Below are 17,502 nucleotides of genomic sequence, written 5' to 3'. Positions count from 1 at the left end.
TTATTACAAGATATTATACATTGTATAACTTTTGACCCGTCATTAGTAGGGTGGGTTATACAGCAAAAATCTAGGTAATTATTAAAATCTTATTATCCGTCTTAACAAACCATTTTCGTGTATTAATTAGTTTAATTTTTTTAAAATATCTATTTTGCTAACATTAACTTCAATTTTCCCCTTAATTAATCATAAATCACTGTGACTATATAGTTTGTGTCAAGTTTTCCTGACATTTACTAAAAAAGAGCAAAAATCTTAATGTTTTCTTTATGTGTACGCCTTTTTGGTCCACAAAACCCAGTGGGGTATACCCTCGAAAAAAAATACAAAAATGTGTTATTATAAATTTGGAGAGTAAAATAGAGATAGAGTGCGCATATATAGAGTCACATAGATCCAAGTCTATGGACAACATAGAAACAGTAGTCTTAACACAACTTATAGACAGTACATCTTAACTCAAATCGTAGGGTGGGTTAGACGGCTAAAATATAGTCAATTATTCCAATCCTATTATCCGTCGTAACCCACCAGAATAAATATTTTATTGAATTAACAAGGAGACAATCAGTCATGCAATTAGAAGATTATTTTATCTTCATTTCTGAAGATGATATCAGAATTAAAGGTCATCGAATTGGAATAGATAACGTATTATTCTATTTCTTGGAAGGATATAGCCCAGAAGAAATTAAAGCAAATTATCCTGATTTAAGTTTAGAGAAAATTTACGCTACAATTACCTATTATCTCCAAAATAAAAAGGAAATTGATGCTTATCTCTTACGGATAAAACAGTGGAAAGAATCTCATTATCAAGAATCTCTTGAAAACCCATCTCCTCAAAGACAAAAAATGCAACGAATCAAACAGCAAAGACAAAATTCATTAACGGTATGAAAATTAAATTCTTACTAGATGAAAACTTGTCTCCACGTTTAAAAAATGCTGTGATAAGATTAAATCCAGACATAGATATTTTACGCATTGGAGATACCAATACTCCCCCGTTGGGAACTCTTGATCCCGATGTTTTGCAATATTTAGGTTCATCTCAACGATTATTAGTTACTGATAATCGTACCAGTATGCCTGACCATTTAGAAGAGTATTGGCAGAATAATCAACAAATGTGGGGTTTATTTTGGGTACGTCCCCTAACAACGATGGGAGAATTAGCTAAAGAATTAATTATGATTTGGGAAACAAGCGAAGCAGAAGAATGGATTAATGTTGTTGATTGGATTGCGTTTTAAGATATCGTAGGGTGGGTTAGACTGCTAAAATTTAGGTAATTATTAGAATCTAATTATCCGTCGTAACCCACCATTTTAGTGAAATAGTACACTTAGAAAGGTTTTTAAAAACGAATGAATGACAAGGTTTTGAGGTTGGATATTAGTATCTAGAAAATAGTCCATCGGTTCGTCATACATAGTATCTATGTGTAAAGCTTTGTCTGTTTTCATTGTTTATACTCCTTTAATATAACATACAGTAAAGTTTTTTATTTACAGTTACCGTTGTCATCTATAGCACTTATAACAATTGTAATAGTTTGTACCCATTCACCTGTCTTCGGATCTTTGAAAGGTTTGTTATCAGGTTGAAACTCAAGTTTCAGTCCAGGTTTAGTTACCTTGTTTGTTAATAGCTCTTGTAGTTTCTCGGCTGCGCTTGTTTCATCAAAAGGTGCTTTTTGATAGACAATTAGGTTACTTTTTTTCTTCAATAAAGACTGTAGCTCTTGACTTTTTTGTATTCTTTTCTCTCTGTAGAGTACAATATTATAAGGAATAGAAGTTTCTTTTTTTAACTCTTCTTTTAAATAATCTTTAATATCTTGTGCTTTATTTGAACAGCTATTACTATAAGCAATATCTATTTTAAATCGTGACCAAGGTATCTTCTGGAATAGCGTAATTTTACAATCTAGTAGATTGCAGATAATTTGAACAGTTGTTATACAACCGAATATGATTGTAAAGATAACCCCTATAGCCTCCCAATTAATTTTTCTTTTTCGTGATTGACTATTTGATTGTTGATTATTAGGATTTTGATTAGAAGAAGTCATGATCTTATCTCCTTTTAATATTTAACCCTTGACAACTGATTACCACTGTCATTGATCATCTTGACAGGAATTTGTTGATGTTATAGTCCCTGAAAATATGTACTCTATAATCAATTTAGCGTATCTAAAAATATTTTGTTGTCGTTGCTTAACAAAACTAAACTGTCACTAAATAATTTTCAGCAATGATCCTATACAAAAGTTTAACTTGATTGAAGAATTATCAAAGCTTGACGTGCGGTAATGATAGGAATATTCTCAACCCTATTGAGTTTGAGTAAATCAGATTTATCCCTACTAACATTTTCCTTGCTTCTTCAGGGGTAAAGTAACGCTTTAGCTTAGGATAAGACATAACTCTCTGTAATTCTTCGAGTTGTTTATCCGAAGTAACTAGATCAAATTGACCCTCACGCCATTGTTGATAAAGTAAATACGGGGGTGTATTTTTTCGTAACAATGCTGAAATAAGAATATTAGTATCAAGAACGAGACGGATCACGAGTTTTTCTAATAGCCTCCTCTATATCTGTTTCAATTTCTTCTTGAGAGTAACGTAAATTACGTTCTTGAACATAATCAACAGTTTCCTCAAAATCTAATCTTTGTTTAACTGCTTCTTCAACATATCGAGATAAGTTATCTTCAGCGATTCCTTTTTGTTCTAAAAAAGCTCTTAACCGTTGATCAATTTCTGAAGATACACTTAATGACCAATTTGCCATAATATGACTACCCTTAGTATTTCAAATGTTATGTACTAATTTATCTTATCAAAGATAAGTAGTTTTCATTTTTAGACTAAACCGAGAACAATCAATTAAACTATACTAAAATAAAAGTATTCAAACTAAACAAACACGGAATCTCCTGAGATTGTGGTGGAAAATGGACAAAAATACACAAAAAACCTGTGATGGGTTACGGCGCAAATCAAAAGTTATAAGGTTTCCCGAAAAATCATCCCTGCGCCTAACCCATCCTACGAATCTAAAATAAAAGTATTCAAACGAAACAAAAACGAAACTAAAACCTAATTAATGACAGAATCAACCGCAAAAGTTCAAGTAATTGGTGGAGGGTTAGCTGGAACCGAAGCAGCCTGGCAAGTAGCACAAGCAGGTATTCCCGTGATACTGCACGAAATGCGCCCTATTCGTACCAGTCCCGCCCATCATAGCCAAGAATTAGCCGAATTAGTCTGTAGTAACTCCTTCGGGGCCATGTCAAGCGATCGCGCAGCCGGCCTACTCCATGAAGAATTACGTCGCCTCAACTCGATAATCATCCAAACCGCCGATAAACACTCTGTACCAGCCGGTGGTGCTTTAGCGGTGGATAGAGGTGTGTTCAGCCAACAATTAACCCAAACTTTAGCAACACATCCTTTAATCGAATTAAGACGCTCAGAAGTCCAGGAAATACCCTCAGAAGGTATGGTTATTTTAGCCACTGGCCCCCTTACCTCCCCCATTTTGGCCGAAAAGTTACAACAGTTCACCGGCATGGCTTATATGAGCTTTTTTGACGCAGCCAGCCCTATTATTGTTGGGGACTCCATCAACCGAGACATCGCCTTTTTAGCCTCCCGATACGACAAAGGAGAAGCAGCTTATCTCAACTGTCCCTTTACTAAAGCGCAATACTTACAGTTTCGTGAGGAACTTTGTGCAGCACAACAAGCGGAATTAAAAGATTTTGAGAGAGAAACAGCCAAATTTTTCGAGGGATGTTTACCTATCGAAGAATTAGGCCAACGGGGAGAAGATACCATGCGTTATGGTCCCCTGAAACCTGTGGGGTTATTTGATGCAAGGTTAGGAGACTTTCGTGATCCTGAAAACAAAGAAAAACGTCCCTACGCTGTTGTCCAACTGCGACAAGAAGATAAACAGGGTAAACTCTGGAATATGGTTGGTTTTCAAACTAATTTAAAATGGGGTGAACAAAAACGGGTATTTCGTCTCATTCCTGGTTTAGAAAATGCCGAGTTTGTGCGCATGGGTGTTATGCACCGCAACACTTTTATTAACTCTCCCCAGTTACTCAACCCGACTTTACAGTTCAAAAGCCGTCCCAATGTGTTGGCCGCAGGACAATTAATCGGCACAGAAGGTTATACCGCAGCAGCAGCCGGAGGATGGTTAGCAGGAACCAACTCTGCACGCATAGCACTAGGGTTAGACCCCATTACTCTGCCTTCTACCATGATGATGGGTGCATTATTTGATTTCATAAGTAGTGCTTCCCCGAAACATTTTCAACCCATGCCACCGAACTTTGGTATTTTACCCGATTTACCCGTCAGAATTCGTAATAAACGGGAAAGATACGGAAAATATCGCGATCGCGCTTTAGAAGCATTAGATTCAATTGTTTCAGTTACCAGCGATCGGTTATCAGTTGTTAGTTAATACATGAGGTTTAAATATGGTTGCTGCAAAAGAAAATTTCGATATGACTCCCGAAGAATATCTCGAATGGGAAGACAAACAACCCCTGAAATATGAATATATGGATGGGGAAGTTTATGTTATTTCTGATAATACACTCCCCCATAATACTCTTGCTTTAAATTTAGCTTGTATGCTTAAAAATCATCTAAAAATGAAGCAGGGAAAAGTATTAATATGTGGTGCTAAAGTACAGGTATTAGAAACAGGGCCTTATCATTATCCTGATGTGGTTGTCAGTTGTGACGAAAGGGATCAAAAAGCATTCAAGTTTCTGCAATATCCTTGTTTAATTATTGAAGTGCTTTCTCCCAGTACAGAAGGATTTGATCGAGGTAAAAAATTCAGAAATTATCGACAGATTGAAACACTAAAAGAATATGTTTTAGTTAGTGCAGATCAAAAATTAGTTGAATGTTTTCGTCTTAATGATCAACAAGTTTGGGAGTTACACAGTTTTAGCGAAAATGAACAATCAAAATTAGAATCACTCCATTTTAATTTTCCTGTAGAATTGATTTATGAAGATGTTATATTAACCGACGAAAACGAATAGTATTATAATGTCAGATTAATCTTTAAATTAAGGAGATAATTTATGCCTTCCCCCTTTCCTGGAATGAACCCCTATTTAGAACTTCCTCAATTTTGGTCACAAGTTCATAACCGTTTAATTGTTGAAATAGCTGACGTAATGAATCCTATCTTGCGTCCTAAATATCGTATGGAACTTGAACAAAGAGTTTATACTCAAAATGATAATGATGATAGTTTAGGATTAGTAGGTATTCCCGATAATGTTGTTTTTTCTCCTAGTTCAAACCCTAGTGAAACTTCATCTAATGTTGCTATTGCACCCCCAAAAGTTGAACCCTTAACTGTCTCCATTCCCCAACCGAAAACCGTTAAAGAATGGTATTTACAAGTAAAAAATGTAGAAACCAAAGAAGTAGTAACAGTGATTGAAATTTTATCACCTAAAAATAAAAAAGTAGGAGAAGGAAGAAACAAATATCTAAAAAAAAGAGAACAGGTATTAATGAGTTTAACCCATTTAATAGAAATAGATTTATTAAGAAAAGGTGAGATAATGCCGATGAATATTGATCAAAAAATACAATCAGATTATCGTATTATAATTAGTCGTAGCGATCGCCGTCCACAAGCAGAATTATATGCTTTTAATTTAGTACAAGAAATTCCCTCTATTCCTTTACCATTAAAACCAGAAGATCAACAACCTTTAATCCCATTACAAGACTTATTACACAGTATTTATGAAAAAGGAAGCTATGATCTAGCTATTAATTATCAAAAACAAACCTTAGAAGATTTATCCGAAAATGAACAACTTTGGATTAATAATTTATTACAAGAACAAGAGTTAATCTAAATTCAATCTAGTTTTATTTTTCTACTATTTCATTAGTAATAAATTGACGGGAATAAGGGATTAAGTGACGATATCTCTTTTCTAACTGTTTACGACGCTTTATATAATCAAAACACTTTGAGATATCAATCCTGAGATCCTCATCATACTTATTTAAGTTTTTAGTTACCAATAAGCTTTCATTCTCTGTAAATTGTTTGTATTTTATATAATCATTATCAATAGTATCCATCATAATTTTCTCCCATTTCTCTAAATTTAATTTTAATACTTTTCGTATTTCTTCATGGATTTTACCAATTGACTCAAGATATTTTCTTATGAGAAACATTAAGTCAATCTTTTCCGAAAAAGTGTTTTTAATATCATTTAATAGTTCTTTTGAAACGTTTCTATTGTTTTCTAGAGAAGCAACTGTAATACAAAATTGGAGGTTATATTTATATTTTTTACCATCATTAGTTTCAACTGATTTATAATTGAATTTTGTTATCTCAATTGGTAAATCATAATGCTGAGTATGATTTCTAATAATAGATATAGTACGATAAAATAAATCAGGATTATTATATTCTGATGAAAATTTATTTTCAATAATTTTATATTCACCAGAATGCCTTCCGTAAATTGATTTTAATGTCGATTTTACCGTATCTTCATAAAATTTATGAATTGATAGAAACTGAAAAACTTTCAACTTTAAACTATTACTGACATGAAGATATTCATACCCTTTATTATGTGTCATCATATAATCTAAAGTTAAACTAAAAGCTTCTTTTTCTACCTCTGCATAATTCATTAAAAGGAATTCTAATTTTTCTTCTAAAACAAAAGCAAGAACTAACTTATTTTTTGCTTCTTGTAATTGTTGAAATTCATCTTCATTAATTTCTTTACAGTAATTTTTTTTAAAATTATGAATAAAATATTGATCCATAGTTAAACCGCTTTAATTTCCCCAAAACTTAGTTAATAAAATATCTTCAATAGTTTGACTATAAGGCCAAACTTCAGGGAAACTAACCTCAGTGTATTCTAAAGAAACCAACTCAAAAGCATCCTGATAAACTTCAGAAAAAACAGAAATAAAGTAATTATGTAAACTAGGAGATTGTTTAAGTAAACGTTGTAAACGGTTACGTTGTTCTTTAATTGTTAATTCCCATCCTCGATAATCATTAGGACTTGGCACAAATAAACGCTTAAGAATGTGAGATAACAAAACTTCTAAACGACTTTCTAACTCTCTTCTATCCCTTCCAGCCAAACCTTCCAACTCCTCAATTAAATGTTCAATATCCAATTGCTTTAAATCACCTTGTTTCAATTGTTCAATGGTGTTGAGTAACCATAAATTCAAGTCTTGTTCATACAAAAGTTTTGAGGTAATTATTGAAGCCATAATCTGTTACCTTCTAACAAGTATCCCTGCCATTATAACCATAATTATCAATTATTCATTATCTTTAGAAAAATTTTACAGCTAGAATCTAATTTTTCATGTATAAGATAGAGAGCAGTCAAAAAAAACAATTAATATCTTTATATGAAAAAAACCGTTGCTTGGGTTATCAGTAGTTTAACAACCATCACAGGCATTATCACCCCTAGCCTAGCCCTAAATACCTCCACAGGAGAAACAGGCATTTATGCAAATCGCTTACATCAACAACCCCTCAATTTAACAGGGCGAAAAATAGCCATTGGACAAGTAGAAATTGGTCGGCCCGGGGTCTTTGGTTTTGATAAAATAGCAGCATGGAGTCCCACCTTTAAACTAGCAGGAGTCTACTATCAAAATCGGGCCGTCAAATCCAACGGCAACCTGGATAACCATGCAGCTATGGTAGCAAGCGTCATGGTTAGCAAAGATAAAAGATTGCCAGGAGTTGCCCCAGACGCAAGATTATACGCTTCTGCCATCGGTGCTATCAAAGGCGGTGGCCAACCCCAAGAATGTCTGGCCAGTCAACATATTGCCCAACAAAATAGCGGAGATGTCAGAGCGATTAACTTTAGTTTTGGAGAATCCCTCTCCCAAGATCGTCGCATGGATGCAACGCTAGACGGTAACGCACATTTAACCCGATGTATTGATTGGTCATCACGGGTTCACAATACCTTATATGTCATTGCCGGGAACCAAGGAAGAGGAGGTATTCCCATCCCCACAGACCACTATAACGGCATTACAACAGCCTACAGCACCAAACAGGAAGGAATTTATAGTAAAGTGGACTTTGCCAACCTTAGCGCGCGTCCTGTGGGCATTGGCCGCAGTTTAATTAAACGAGAAATCAACGTTGGACCCAGACGGGCCATTACTTTAGTGGCCCCAGGTAGTAAAGTAGCGGTTTATGACTTAGCCGGAACCATGCAAAAAGTCAGTGGCACCAGCTTTGCTGCCCCCCACATTACCGCATCTGTAGCCCTACTCCAAGAATTCGGCGATCGCCAACTGCGTAACCAAGAACCCAACTGGAGTCTAGACTCTCGCCGTCATCAAGTCAATAAAGCTGTTCTGCTCAATTCTGCTGATAAAATGGAAGATCGGGGCAACGGTTTATTACTGGGGATGATGCGCACTATTTTTAGTAAGTCCCATTATACATGGTTCGATTCTGAGGCTTATCGTAACCCCGAGATCCCTGTAGACATAGAAATGGGGGCCGGCCATCTCAATGTCCTGCGAGCTTATCAACAGTTTAGCGCGGGTCAGTGGAAACCTGGAAACCCAGTTCCGGAGATGGGTTGGGACTATGAAACCGTGAGCAAAGATAATTATAAAGAGTATGTTCTTGCCGAACCTTTAAAGGCCAACAGTTTTGTGGCTATCACCTTAGTTTGGGATAGATTGGTAGAACTGAATGATAACAATAAGAATGAACAATACGACGTGGGGGAAACTTTTGAGGATAAGGGTCTCAATAACCTTGATCTTTATTTAATGTCCACCGATACCAATAACACCTCAGAAAGTACCTGTCGTTCTATTAGTAAGGTGGATAATACAGAACATATTTTTTGTCCTGTTCGGGCCACTGGTAACTATAAAATACGGGTGCAATATCAACAACAAATCAATGAGGAGACTCAACCTTATGGGTTAGCTTGGTGGACTGCTAGTGGAACTTCTAATCAACCCTAGTGCCGCTACGCAAAAGTCAAAAGGCAAACTTATAAGTAATTATATTTAAAAACAGAAAGATTTGCTTCTTTCTGTTTATTTATGTTTATTTAAAGGATAAAAAAATTTAATTTTATAAGTTAAGGATGGCTTGATTATCAATTTTAGACACTGTACCGTCAGCTTTGACGGCACTAAATCTCTGAAAATAATCACGAATTTCTACAGGGAAATCAGGAAAATAAAAAATACCATCTCCTGCGGCAACATCTGACCAAAAATATCGTAAAGATGGAGCCAATTTTTCTGCTTCAGCTAAGGATAATTTTAGGGGTGATGCTGTTAATAATTTCACCATAAAAGGAAAAGATCGCTCGGCTAACCATTGACGAGAAATGTCCTCTAAATCATCCCATCCTGGTACATTTTTAACCCGATGAGAGGTTATATTGAGGCTCAATGAACCGTTAACTGGTCGTTGCACTTCAATAATACGATAAGGATGAGGATAACTAACTAATGAACCCGTTGTAATTTCATAAATTCCTTGCTGTTCGGCAATATCCTGTACATGAAGATGTCCAGTAAAAATTAATTTACAGTTAGCAGAACTCAACATTTTCAGTAACAGAGAAGCATTATCCAACATATATCTTTTCCCTAATTCATGGTTACTTTGGTTGGGTAAATGTTCGATTACATTATGATGAATCATTACTAACAGTAGTTGATCTTTCACTTGGGGTAATAAGTTTTCTAACCAAGTTAATTGTTCATTATCTAAACAACCTAACTGTCTTCCTTCTTCATTAAATTGAGTGGAATTTAAACCAATAATTCTCACCCCTGGTAAAATTTCTTGAGTATAATACAATTGTTGACTGTTGTAACCACAATGACCGTAATAACTCGGAAATTGATGCAGGCCAATCTTAGTTGTTGTGGGGTTAATACTGGTAAGATCATGATTACCCGGAACCACAAAAACGGGGAAAGGTAGCGATCGCAAGCGTTTCCCTAACCAATCATGGTTATCTGTTTCTCCATCTTGGGTTAAATCCCCTGGCAAAAGAAGAAAATCTAAGTTAAGCTGTTGTAAGTGGTTTAATACTTTTTCTAGGGCAAGAATACTGACTTCAACTAAATGGAAACGGTTAGTATGATCGGGAAGGGTCTGAGGAACCGCTACATGGGGATCACTAATAATAGCAAAGCGAAAATTCATCATAAAAAATTCTTTAACTCAAGCACATCTTTATCATTGAGCATAGATAGGAGAGAGTCATTTTGGCAAGAGTCCGTGTCCGTCAACACGTTAACCCTTTAAGTAGAAAATACCGTCAACCTTTGATTTTACCTGAGTGGGACACTGTTTATTCTCATCTCGATAGACCCCTTCATTTAGACATTGGTTGTGGTAGGGGCAAATTTTTGTTGAAGATGGCTCCATTATATCCTGAAATTAATTTTTTGGGCATAGAAATTAGAGAACCTTTGGTGATTGAAGCGAATGAACAACGGGATAATTTACAGTTATCTAACCTCCATTTTCTTTTTTGTAATATTAATCTCTATATTGATTCAATATTAGAGTCTTTTCCCCCTCAAGTTTTAGATTGTGTTACCATTCAATTTCCTGATCCTTGGTTCAAACGGAGTCACCAAAAAAGACGAGTTGTCCAACCGGGTTTAGTTAATGCGATCGCTACTTATTTAGTGAGGGATGGATCGGTTTTTTTACAATCAGATATTAAAGAAGTTGCTGAAGAAATGGCAGATAATTTTTTGGCTAATACTTGTTTTCAAAAGCAACATTCAGAAACTTGGTTAAAGGAAAATACTTTTCCTATTCCTACAGAAAGAGAAATTGCTACGTTGAATAAAAATCAACCTGTTTATCGGGTTTCTCTTCAACTTACTGCTGTTAGTTAAAGTTACACATTATCGTAGGGGTCAACGGCCGTTGACCCCTACAGCGTTAAAATTTCTAGTCTCCGTTGATGAAAGTAGTATAATTCTAAAAATAGCAAGCAAGATGCTTGCACTACTTATACTTCATCAAATCTAATATAACCCCAAAATCCAAAATTATCCATTGTCCATTATCCATTGTCCATTATCCATTGTTTAGGTTATAATAATGCACCAAAGTTTATAAAATTTATATTTAAAAATTGTGTCCGATTCTTCTTACTTTTCAAAAGTTTCTACTTTTATCGAAAAAGAGTTTCATCCTCTACGTTTTTTTTCTAGTTTTACTGCTAGTTTAATAGGGGCAACTCTTTCTATTATTTGGGCAGTTTCTTGTAGTAATTTAATTTTCTCTGGTTCTTTGTCTCCTTATATTTCTATTGGTATTGCTTTAATTTTAATTAGTAATATTGTTACAGGATTATTTATTGCTTCTAGAACCTCATTACCTGGTATTATTCCTTCTATTCAAGAACCTCCTGTAGCTATTTTAAGTGTTATTGCTAGTACCATTGTTGCCCCATCCTCTCTTGATAATATCGAGACGACTTTATTAACTCTTATTGTTATCATTATTCTTACGGGAATTCTCAGCGGAATTGTTTTTTTTACTCTCGGTTTTTTTCGTTTAGGTAGTTTAGTTCGCTATGTTCCTTATCCAGTTATTGGGGGATTTTTAGCGGGAACAGGTTGGTTATTAGTATCAGGTATTATTAGAAATTATGCAGGAATTGAACTTAGTTTAAATGATTTTAGTCAATTATTTTCTTGGGAGATTTTATCCCATTGGTTGCCTGAGTTTATATTTGCTTTTCTATTATTGATAACCTTACGTTTTGTTAGACATTGTTTAGTGTTACCAGCTATTATGTTTCTGACAGTAGTTGCTTTCTATTTATTCTTAGGAATAACAGGAATTTCTATCGATGAAGCGAGAGTGATGGGATTACTAATGCAACCAATACAACAAAATACTTCTTTACCAGCCTTAACATTTGATACTTTAAAAAATGCTGATTTATCTCTTATTGTTCATCACCTACCCAAAATGTTTTCTATTATTCTTTTGGGGGTGATAGGACTGCTTTTAAATATTAGTGGTATCGAGGTGGCTTTACAAAAAGATATCGCCCTCAATCATGAGTTAAAAATAACAGGAATTGCTAATATTTTATCTGGCTTAATGGGTGGAGGTTTAACCAGTTATGTATCATTAAGTCGTTCTGTTCTTAATCATCGTTTAGGAGCTTCTAGTCGTATTGTTGGGTGGTTATTGAGTGGATTTTGTGCTTTAGCTTTGTTTGGAGGAATGTCAATTTTATCTTTATTACCTGAAGTTTTAATCGGAGGATTGACTTTATTTTTAGGCTTAAATTTTTTAGTAGAATGGCTTTATGATGGTTGGTGGAATTTGTCAAAACCTGATTATTTTTTAGTTTTATTGATTGTAGTTTGTATCGGTTTTTGGGGATTATTACAGGGACTTATTGTAGGAGCAATTGTGGCAATGATTCTCTTTGTTTTTAAATCTAGTCGTCTTAGTATTATCAAAAATAGTGCGTCTTTATTTCACTCGCTTTCCCATGTACAACGTTCATCTTTAGAAACTAAAATTATCAAAAAATATGGTAAAAATGTTTATATTTTAGACTTACAAGGTTGGTTGTTTTTTGGAACTGCTAATCAATTATTTAATACGATTCGCAACCGTTTATATGATGGGAATAAAACTTCTATTAACTTTGTATTATTAGATTTTCGTGTGGTTAATGGTTTAGATTCTTCTGCCTTGATTAACTTTATTAAAATCAAACAATTACTGCAAAAGTACTCCGTTAATTTAATCCTCACTAACTTAACTAAAAAAGCTCAAGAAAAGTTAGAAAAACAAGTTGGTTTAGAAGATAATTTTATTCATGTTTTTGAAGAAAAAAATATTGGTTTAGCTTGGTGTGAAGAACAATTACTTGAACAATATTATCCTAGTCATAAAAGTTGTCAATTATTGGAAACACAGTTAAGTAACTATTTTCCTCCTTCTGTAGATATTACTAAACTGATTAGTTATCTTAAACCGTTTAAATTATTACCAGGAGAAGTTTTATTTAGTCAGGGACAATTAAATTTAGGAATGTATTTTTTAGAGTCAGGACAACTACGTGTTATCAAAGAAATAACCCCCGATCAAACTAAATGTTTGCGAACCTATAAAAGCGAGACAATTATCGGAGAAATGGGGTTTTATAGTCAGTCTAATCACTCTGCTTCTGTTATAGCTGATGAACATAGTTCTGTCTATTTTTTCTCAAGTCATGCTTTTAAACGCATGGAAAGAGAAGAACCTAAACTAGCATCAGCGTTCCACAAATTTATTGTTAAACTATTAATAGAAAGATTGCACTATCGAGAACAAGATATGCAAAATATTCTTTCTTAACCTGCTTTTTAGTTCTGAAAAAATTACTACAAAATTATTCATTTGAATTACCTCCCATTAACGATTTAAGAGTTTCCTCAATCTCTAAATATTTCTTCCAAATAGCTTCATTTTTATCCTCTTCCTTTTGTTTACATCTTTTTATAGCTTCATAAAGACGCTTAATTTCTTTTTAGCTAATATCAACTCTTGAACCTCTTCTTAGAATGGAATTTGCGGTCCGGAAAAGTTCTATATTTCCAATATTCAACTTTGAAACAGTGCTAAATATTATACAAATTGTTACAATTGAATATCTAAAAAACTCCAATTTAGACATAACCAAGATTCCATAGAAAAAGTTTATATTAGTCCTCTAGTTACCAACTAGAGGACTAACAAGCATTATGGCAAACAATAGCACACAATCCCAAAACCTATTAAAAATCAACCACAGGAGAACGATAAGTTGGACGTTGATAGTCTCCTAACTGATTATCAACATCTTGATAAGCTTCATTGAGATTTCTACGTTTAATTTCGTCAAGACTGATAGTAGGATCAGGTCTAAGAGGATAAGGTGTAAGACCAGGTATGGGTTCAATACTTGGTCCAAATGCCCATGGCCAATCTTCTATGCTTCTGGATTCAACTCTTCCTAAATCTTCGCTAGATGTGGTTGCTAATGTGTTAAAATCAGAAGAACGACGAACTTGACCAACGGCGTTAGGTGCAACCAAAAGAACACTAACAGTAATCAAAACCGAGGGTATAATTTTCATGGCATTCCTCAGAACTAGAATATGATTTCTCTCTCCTCATGCCACACTTTGCTAATTAATAACAAAGACATTAAGGGAACACTCCCTTGATAAATATTATAATTTGATTTTCAAGCCATTAGAAAAAAATAACATCTTATTTGATAATTATTTGGTTTTCGTTACACATTAGTAAACTTTTGTTGTTATTACGAAATATTTGTAGACATAGCATTCGCCAAAGCTATTAGGACATTTTTCTGTTCCCTTAAAATATAATTTATGTGTCCTAATTAGCCTGTCTATTGCTATACTATTTCCTCTACAACCTTGTGAGAGTTCCCTTGACTATCCTCTATTTTATGCTCAATAATAGAAGGTTCTAAAATAGTAAGATGCAGGTTTTTTCGAGTTTGATGATTGAGAAATTTTCGCTGTAATTTTTCCCATTCTTGCCACTTCTTATAACGACTATCTTGTAAAATTTTGCAAAAAGTTGGCATATTACTGAGAATATTATCATCAAAAATCTGATCAAGATACTCTACTAAAACAAAGCTATCTTGAATATCTCCTAAGATACTTTGAATCTTTTTAATATCCTTGACATAACTTTGATAAGTATCGCCATAAAACTGGGTAAATAACTCCATATTATAACGAGTTCGTTTCGCTGCTTTCCTTAAATCGTGTAATATTAATCCTTGTTTATCTAATAAAAATTCTACTGATTTTTTAGATAAATTATCAGGAAAATTGATGATTCCTGATTTAAACTTAACCCCAATCACCCACCCTGGATGTAACATTAATTGACTAACTTCTGGTAAGAGAAGATCAGCCAAAATTATCTCAATAGAAACTTCTGCAATATCATGATATTTAGGATTTTTTAACCACTCATCAAAAGCTTGTTTCAAATTAAAATAGTTTTGACTATTTAAAGTCTCTTTTACTTTTTTAAATGCTTTTTTTCGTTCTTTTTCTAAACGAGATAATCCTTGTTTTAATTGTTTCTGTTCATCTTTAGGTAAATTAGGATAATATTGATTATTTAAGCTATCTTCCAAAACATCTAAATCTCGTAAATTTCCCAATGCTTTAGCAATTTTACCTACTTTTTTACCCTGTCCATTTTCAGGTAAATTTAAAGCAGAAGTAAAGCCATTAATTGCACTTCTTAAGCGTCGCATTCCCACACGCATTTGATGTAATTCTTCGGGATCTTTATCTTCTAATACAGCTAATTCATGAGATAAGAATTTTTTATAGTGTTTAGCAACAGCTAAATAAGCCCAATCTCCAAACGTTTTTGCTTCGTGATCTAATTTATATTTCATCTCATTATGTCCAACTAGATAGAACTATGTAAGAATAAACTTTATTCTAAACCTATTTTAATCAATAGAATTACTTACTTTAACAAAAGCTTAAGAATTATTAAAAAATTTCCCTGTAGGGTGGGCAATACCCACCTTACAAGGTTGTCTAATTATTAATATTTTCGTTCTTTCGGTTCAAACATATTAACCACCACATTCATATATTGAATATCCAAACCAGCAGAAGAATAATAAGCCAAAGTATGCTTCAAAAAGTTGGGATCATCCCGTTTTGTATAATCTTCCCGTGAATGGGCCCCACGACTTTCTTTACGGTTTAAAGCAGAGGTTAAAATCATTTCTCCCACTACCATAATATTACGTAATTCCATAGCTTCAATTAACTCTGTATTCCAACAACTTCCTTGATCATCGAGATAAATGTTGTCGTATTGAGCCTTAAATTCTTGGATTTTATCAATACCTTCCTGCATTAATTCTTCAGTCCGAAATACCCCACAATGTTCCGCCATAGAATCTTGAAACTGTTGACGTAATGCCCCAAGACGAATGCTTCCTTCTTTATTTAAAAGTCCAGAAATACGCTCTTTTGCCTCCTGTAAATAAGCTTCCCCATCCAACTGAGAAAACTTCCTATCTTGCACATAATAAGCAATATTTTCCCCTGTAATTTTGCCATAAACCACACATTCCAATAAAGAATTACTGCCCAAACGATTGGCTCCGTGTACAGACACACAAGCACATTCTCCAGCAGCAAAAAACCCTTCTGCGAGGCGATCGCTGCTTAACCGGACTCTACCTTGAGTATTAACCGGAATGCCACCCATGCAATAATGTGCTGTAGGACGCACCGGCATCGGTTCATAAACCGCATCAACTCCCACCAAACGGTGTGCTTCTTCCCAACAAAAAGGAACCCGACTCATGATCTTTTCTTTACCCATGTGACGCAGATCCAAATATATAAAAGGGCCTCCTGCGCTACCATTAGGATGTACACCCCGTCCGGCGCGTATTTCTAGGGTAATGGCGCGAGAAGTGATGTCACGGGGGGCTAGTTCCATGCGTGACGGGGCATAATCTTCCATAAACCGCCTTCCTTCGCTATTAATAAGGTATGCCCCTTCCCCTCTCACTGCTTCGGAAATTAAGACACCAACAGGATATAAACCGGTAGGGTGAAACTGGACAAACTCCATGTCTTCTAAGGGAACTCCAGCGATGGCAGACATGGCTAAACCGTCTCCTGTGGAAGCATAATCATTAGAAGTAGTGTTAAATACCCGGCCGTAACCTCCTGTTGCAAACATCACCACTTTACTTTGAATGATTTCCAGGGTGCCATCTTCGATATGATACATAACGATACCTTTGGCTTCCCCATCTTCGAAGATCAACTTCATCACATACCATTCATCATAAATTTTTACGCCGTTGCGTCGGAGGTTATTAACTAACTCATGGAGGATAGCGTGGCCGGTTTTATCCGCAGCGTAACAGGTGCGATCGTGGGTGTGGCCACCAAAGGCCCGTTGCGCAATTTTTCCATTGTCTAAACGGGAAAATAACACCCCTAAATGTTCGAGATCGATGATCACATCGGGGGCCTGTTTGGTGAGTAAAGCGACTGCATCTTGATCCGCTAAATAGTCCGACCCTTTGACTGTATCAAACGCATGAGACTCCCAACTGTCTTCAGAGTCAACATTTTTCAGACTGGCCGCGATCCCTCCTTGGGCCGCAACTGAGTGCGATCGAATGGGGTGAGTTTTGGCAACGACGGCCACATCAATACTTGGGTTGAGGCGTTTAATTTCTAGGGCAGCGCGAGATCCCGCTAAACCACCGCCCACAATGACTACATCGTGTTGTAACATACTTTTATCAGCTAGAGTTCTCCTCTTTTTGACTCTAACTTATCAAGGCACTAACACCCCTAAACAACCCTTAAA

Annotated in this window: 17 protein-coding genes; 8 read left to right on the top strand and 9 right to left on the bottom strand. The window is 35.0% G+C overall.

Annotated elements, in window-relative coordinates:
- Window positions 1–576 precede the first annotated feature (576 nt).
- Together QNJ66_RS09635 and QNJ66_RS09630 are read left to right on the top strand one after the other, a co-directional pair.
- Window positions 577–903, top strand: coding sequence for a DUF433 domain-containing protein (locus QNJ66_RS09635; protein WP_300505718.1), 327 nt, complete (start codon window positions 577–579; stop codon window positions 901–903).
- Entirely contained in the window at window positions 900–1,259 is a 360-nt protein-coding gene (locus QNJ66_RS09630; protein ID WP_300505716.1) for a DUF5615 family PIN-like protein, read from the top strand. Before QNJ66_RS09635 ends, QNJ66_RS09630 begins: the two co-directional genes overlap by 4 nt.
- A 251-nt stretch (window positions 1,260–1,510) precedes the next feature.
- On the opposite strand, the gene QNJ66_RS09625 is transcribed toward QNJ66_RS09630, so the two are convergent.
- The 3 genes from QNJ66_RS09625 to QNJ66_RS09615 form a co-directional block, all read right to left on the bottom strand.
- Window positions 1,511–2,080 carry a hypothetical protein gene (locus tag QNJ66_RS09625; protein WP_300505714.1) on the bottom strand — a complete coding sequence of 190 codons (570 nt, stop codon included), beginning with the start codon at window positions 2,078–2,080 and terminating at the stop codon, window positions 1,511–1,513.
- A gap of 223 nt (window positions 2,081–2,303) precedes the next feature.
- Complete coding sequence (locus QNJ66_RS09620; RefSeq protein ID WP_300505711.1) at window positions 2,304–2,582, bottom strand: putative toxin-antitoxin system toxin component, PIN family; 279 nt, start codon at window positions 2,580–2,582, stop codon at window positions 2,304–2,306.
- Window positions 2,563–2,805 carry a ribbon-helix-helix domain-containing protein gene (locus QNJ66_RS09615; RefSeq protein WP_300505708.1) on the bottom strand — a complete coding sequence of 81 codons (243 nt, stop codon included), beginning with the start codon at window positions 2,803–2,805 and terminating at the stop codon, window positions 2,563–2,565. Before QNJ66_RS09615 ends, QNJ66_RS09620 begins: the two co-directional genes overlap by 20 nt.
- 315 nt (window positions 2,806–3,120) lie before the next feature.
- On the opposite strand from QNJ66_RS09615, the gene trmFO reads away from it, so the two are divergent.
- Genes trmFO through QNJ66_RS09600 form a run of 3 tightly spaced genes read left to right on the top strand, consistent with a single transcriptional unit; the run spans window position 3,121 to window position 5,926 of the window.
- Window positions 3,121–4,494, top strand: coding sequence for an FADH(2)-oxidizing methylenetetrahydrofolate--tRNA-(uracil(54)-C(5))-methyltransferase TrmFO (gene trmFO, locus QNJ66_RS09610; protein WP_300505705.1), 1,374 nt, complete (start codon window positions 3,121–3,123; stop codon window positions 4,492–4,494).
- Between the two features lie 16 nt (window positions 4,495–4,510).
- Window positions 4,511–5,089, top strand: a complete 579-nt coding sequence (locus tag QNJ66_RS09605) for a Uma2 family endonuclease (protein WP_300505702.1) — start codon at window positions 4,511–4,513, stop codon at window positions 5,087–5,089.
- A 42-nt stretch (window positions 5,090–5,131) separates the two neighbouring features.
- Complete coding sequence (locus tag QNJ66_RS09600) at window positions 5,132–5,926, top strand: DUF4058 family protein (protein WP_300505700.1); 795 nt, start codon at window positions 5,132–5,134, stop codon at window positions 5,924–5,926.
- Between the two features lie 13 nt (window positions 5,927–5,939).
- Here the strand turns inward: QNJ66_RS09600 and QNJ66_RS09595 are convergent, their stop codons facing one another.
- A complete protein-coding gene (locus tag QNJ66_RS09595) occupies window positions 5,940–6,866 on the bottom strand; it encodes a hypothetical protein (protein ID WP_300505697.1) in 927 nt (308 codons plus the stop codon).
- Window positions 6,867–6,878: 12 nt separating this feature from the next.
- On the bottom strand, window positions 6,879–7,331 hold the full coding sequence (locus QNJ66_RS09590; protein ID WP_300505694.1) for a DUF29 domain-containing protein: 453 nt from the start codon (window positions 7,329–7,331) through the stop codon (window positions 6,879–6,881).
- A 144-nt stretch (window positions 7,332–7,475) separates the two neighbouring features.
- Between QNJ66_RS09590 and QNJ66_RS09585 the strand changes: the two genes are divergently transcribed.
- Window positions 7,476–9,077: a S8 family serine peptidase gene (locus QNJ66_RS09585; RefSeq protein WP_300505691.1), complete on the top strand. Its 1,602-nt coding sequence runs from the start codon at window positions 7,476–7,478 to the stop codon at window positions 9,075–9,077.
- A 112-nt stretch (window positions 9,078–9,189) separates the two neighbouring features.
- Here QNJ66_RS09585 and QNJ66_RS09580 read toward each other — a convergent pair whose 3' ends face one another.
- Window positions 9,190–10,281, bottom strand: a complete 1,092-nt coding sequence (locus QNJ66_RS09580; protein WP_300505765.1) for a metallophosphoesterase — start codon at window positions 10,279–10,281, stop codon at window positions 9,190–9,192.
- A 62-nt stretch (window positions 10,282–10,343) separates the two neighbouring features.
- On the opposite strand from QNJ66_RS09580, the gene trmB reads away from it, so the two are divergent.
- Together trmB and QNJ66_RS09570 are read left to right on the top strand one after the other, a co-directional pair.
- Window positions 10,344–10,988, top strand: coding sequence for a tRNA (guanosine(46)-N7)-methyltransferase TrmB (gene trmB, locus QNJ66_RS09575; RefSeq protein ID WP_300505688.1), 645 nt, complete (start codon window positions 10,344–10,346; stop codon window positions 10,986–10,988).
- Window positions 10,989–11,232: 244 nt separating this feature from the next.
- Entirely contained in the window at window positions 11,233–13,464 is a 2,232-nt protein-coding gene (locus QNJ66_RS09570; RefSeq protein ID WP_300505685.1) for a SulP family inorganic anion transporter, read from the top strand.
- A 419-nt stretch (window positions 13,465–13,883) separates the two neighbouring features.
- Here the strand turns inward: QNJ66_RS09570 and QNJ66_RS09565 are convergent, their stop codons facing one another.
- From QNJ66_RS09565 to QNJ66_RS09555, 3 genes are all read right to left on the bottom strand, one after another.
- Window positions 13,884–14,225 carry a hypothetical protein gene (locus QNJ66_RS09565; protein WP_300505682.1) on the bottom strand — a complete coding sequence of 114 codons (342 nt, stop codon included), beginning with the start codon at window positions 14,223–14,225 and terminating at the stop codon, window positions 13,884–13,886.
- A gap of 287 nt (window positions 14,226–14,512) precedes the next feature.
- A complete protein-coding gene (locus QNJ66_RS09560) occupies window positions 14,513–15,544 on the bottom strand; it encodes a CHAD domain-containing protein (RefSeq protein ID WP_300505679.1) in 1,032 nt (343 codons plus the stop codon).
- Window positions 15,545–15,699: 155 nt separating this feature from the next.
- Window positions 15,700–17,427 carry a succinate dehydrogenase/fumarate reductase flavoprotein subunit gene (locus QNJ66_RS09555; RefSeq protein WP_300505676.1) on the bottom strand — a complete coding sequence of 576 codons (1,728 nt, stop codon included), beginning with the start codon at window positions 17,425–17,427 and terminating at the stop codon, window positions 15,700–15,702.
- Window positions 17,428–17,502 lie beyond the last annotated feature (75 nt).

The sequence above is a fragment of the Crocosphaera sp. genome, from assembly GCF_030064895.1.
Lineage (GTDB): Bacteria > Cyanobacteriota > Cyanobacteriia > Cyanobacteriales > Microcystaceae > Crocosphaera.
This window is presented reverse-complemented; position numbering and strand designations above follow the sequence as displayed.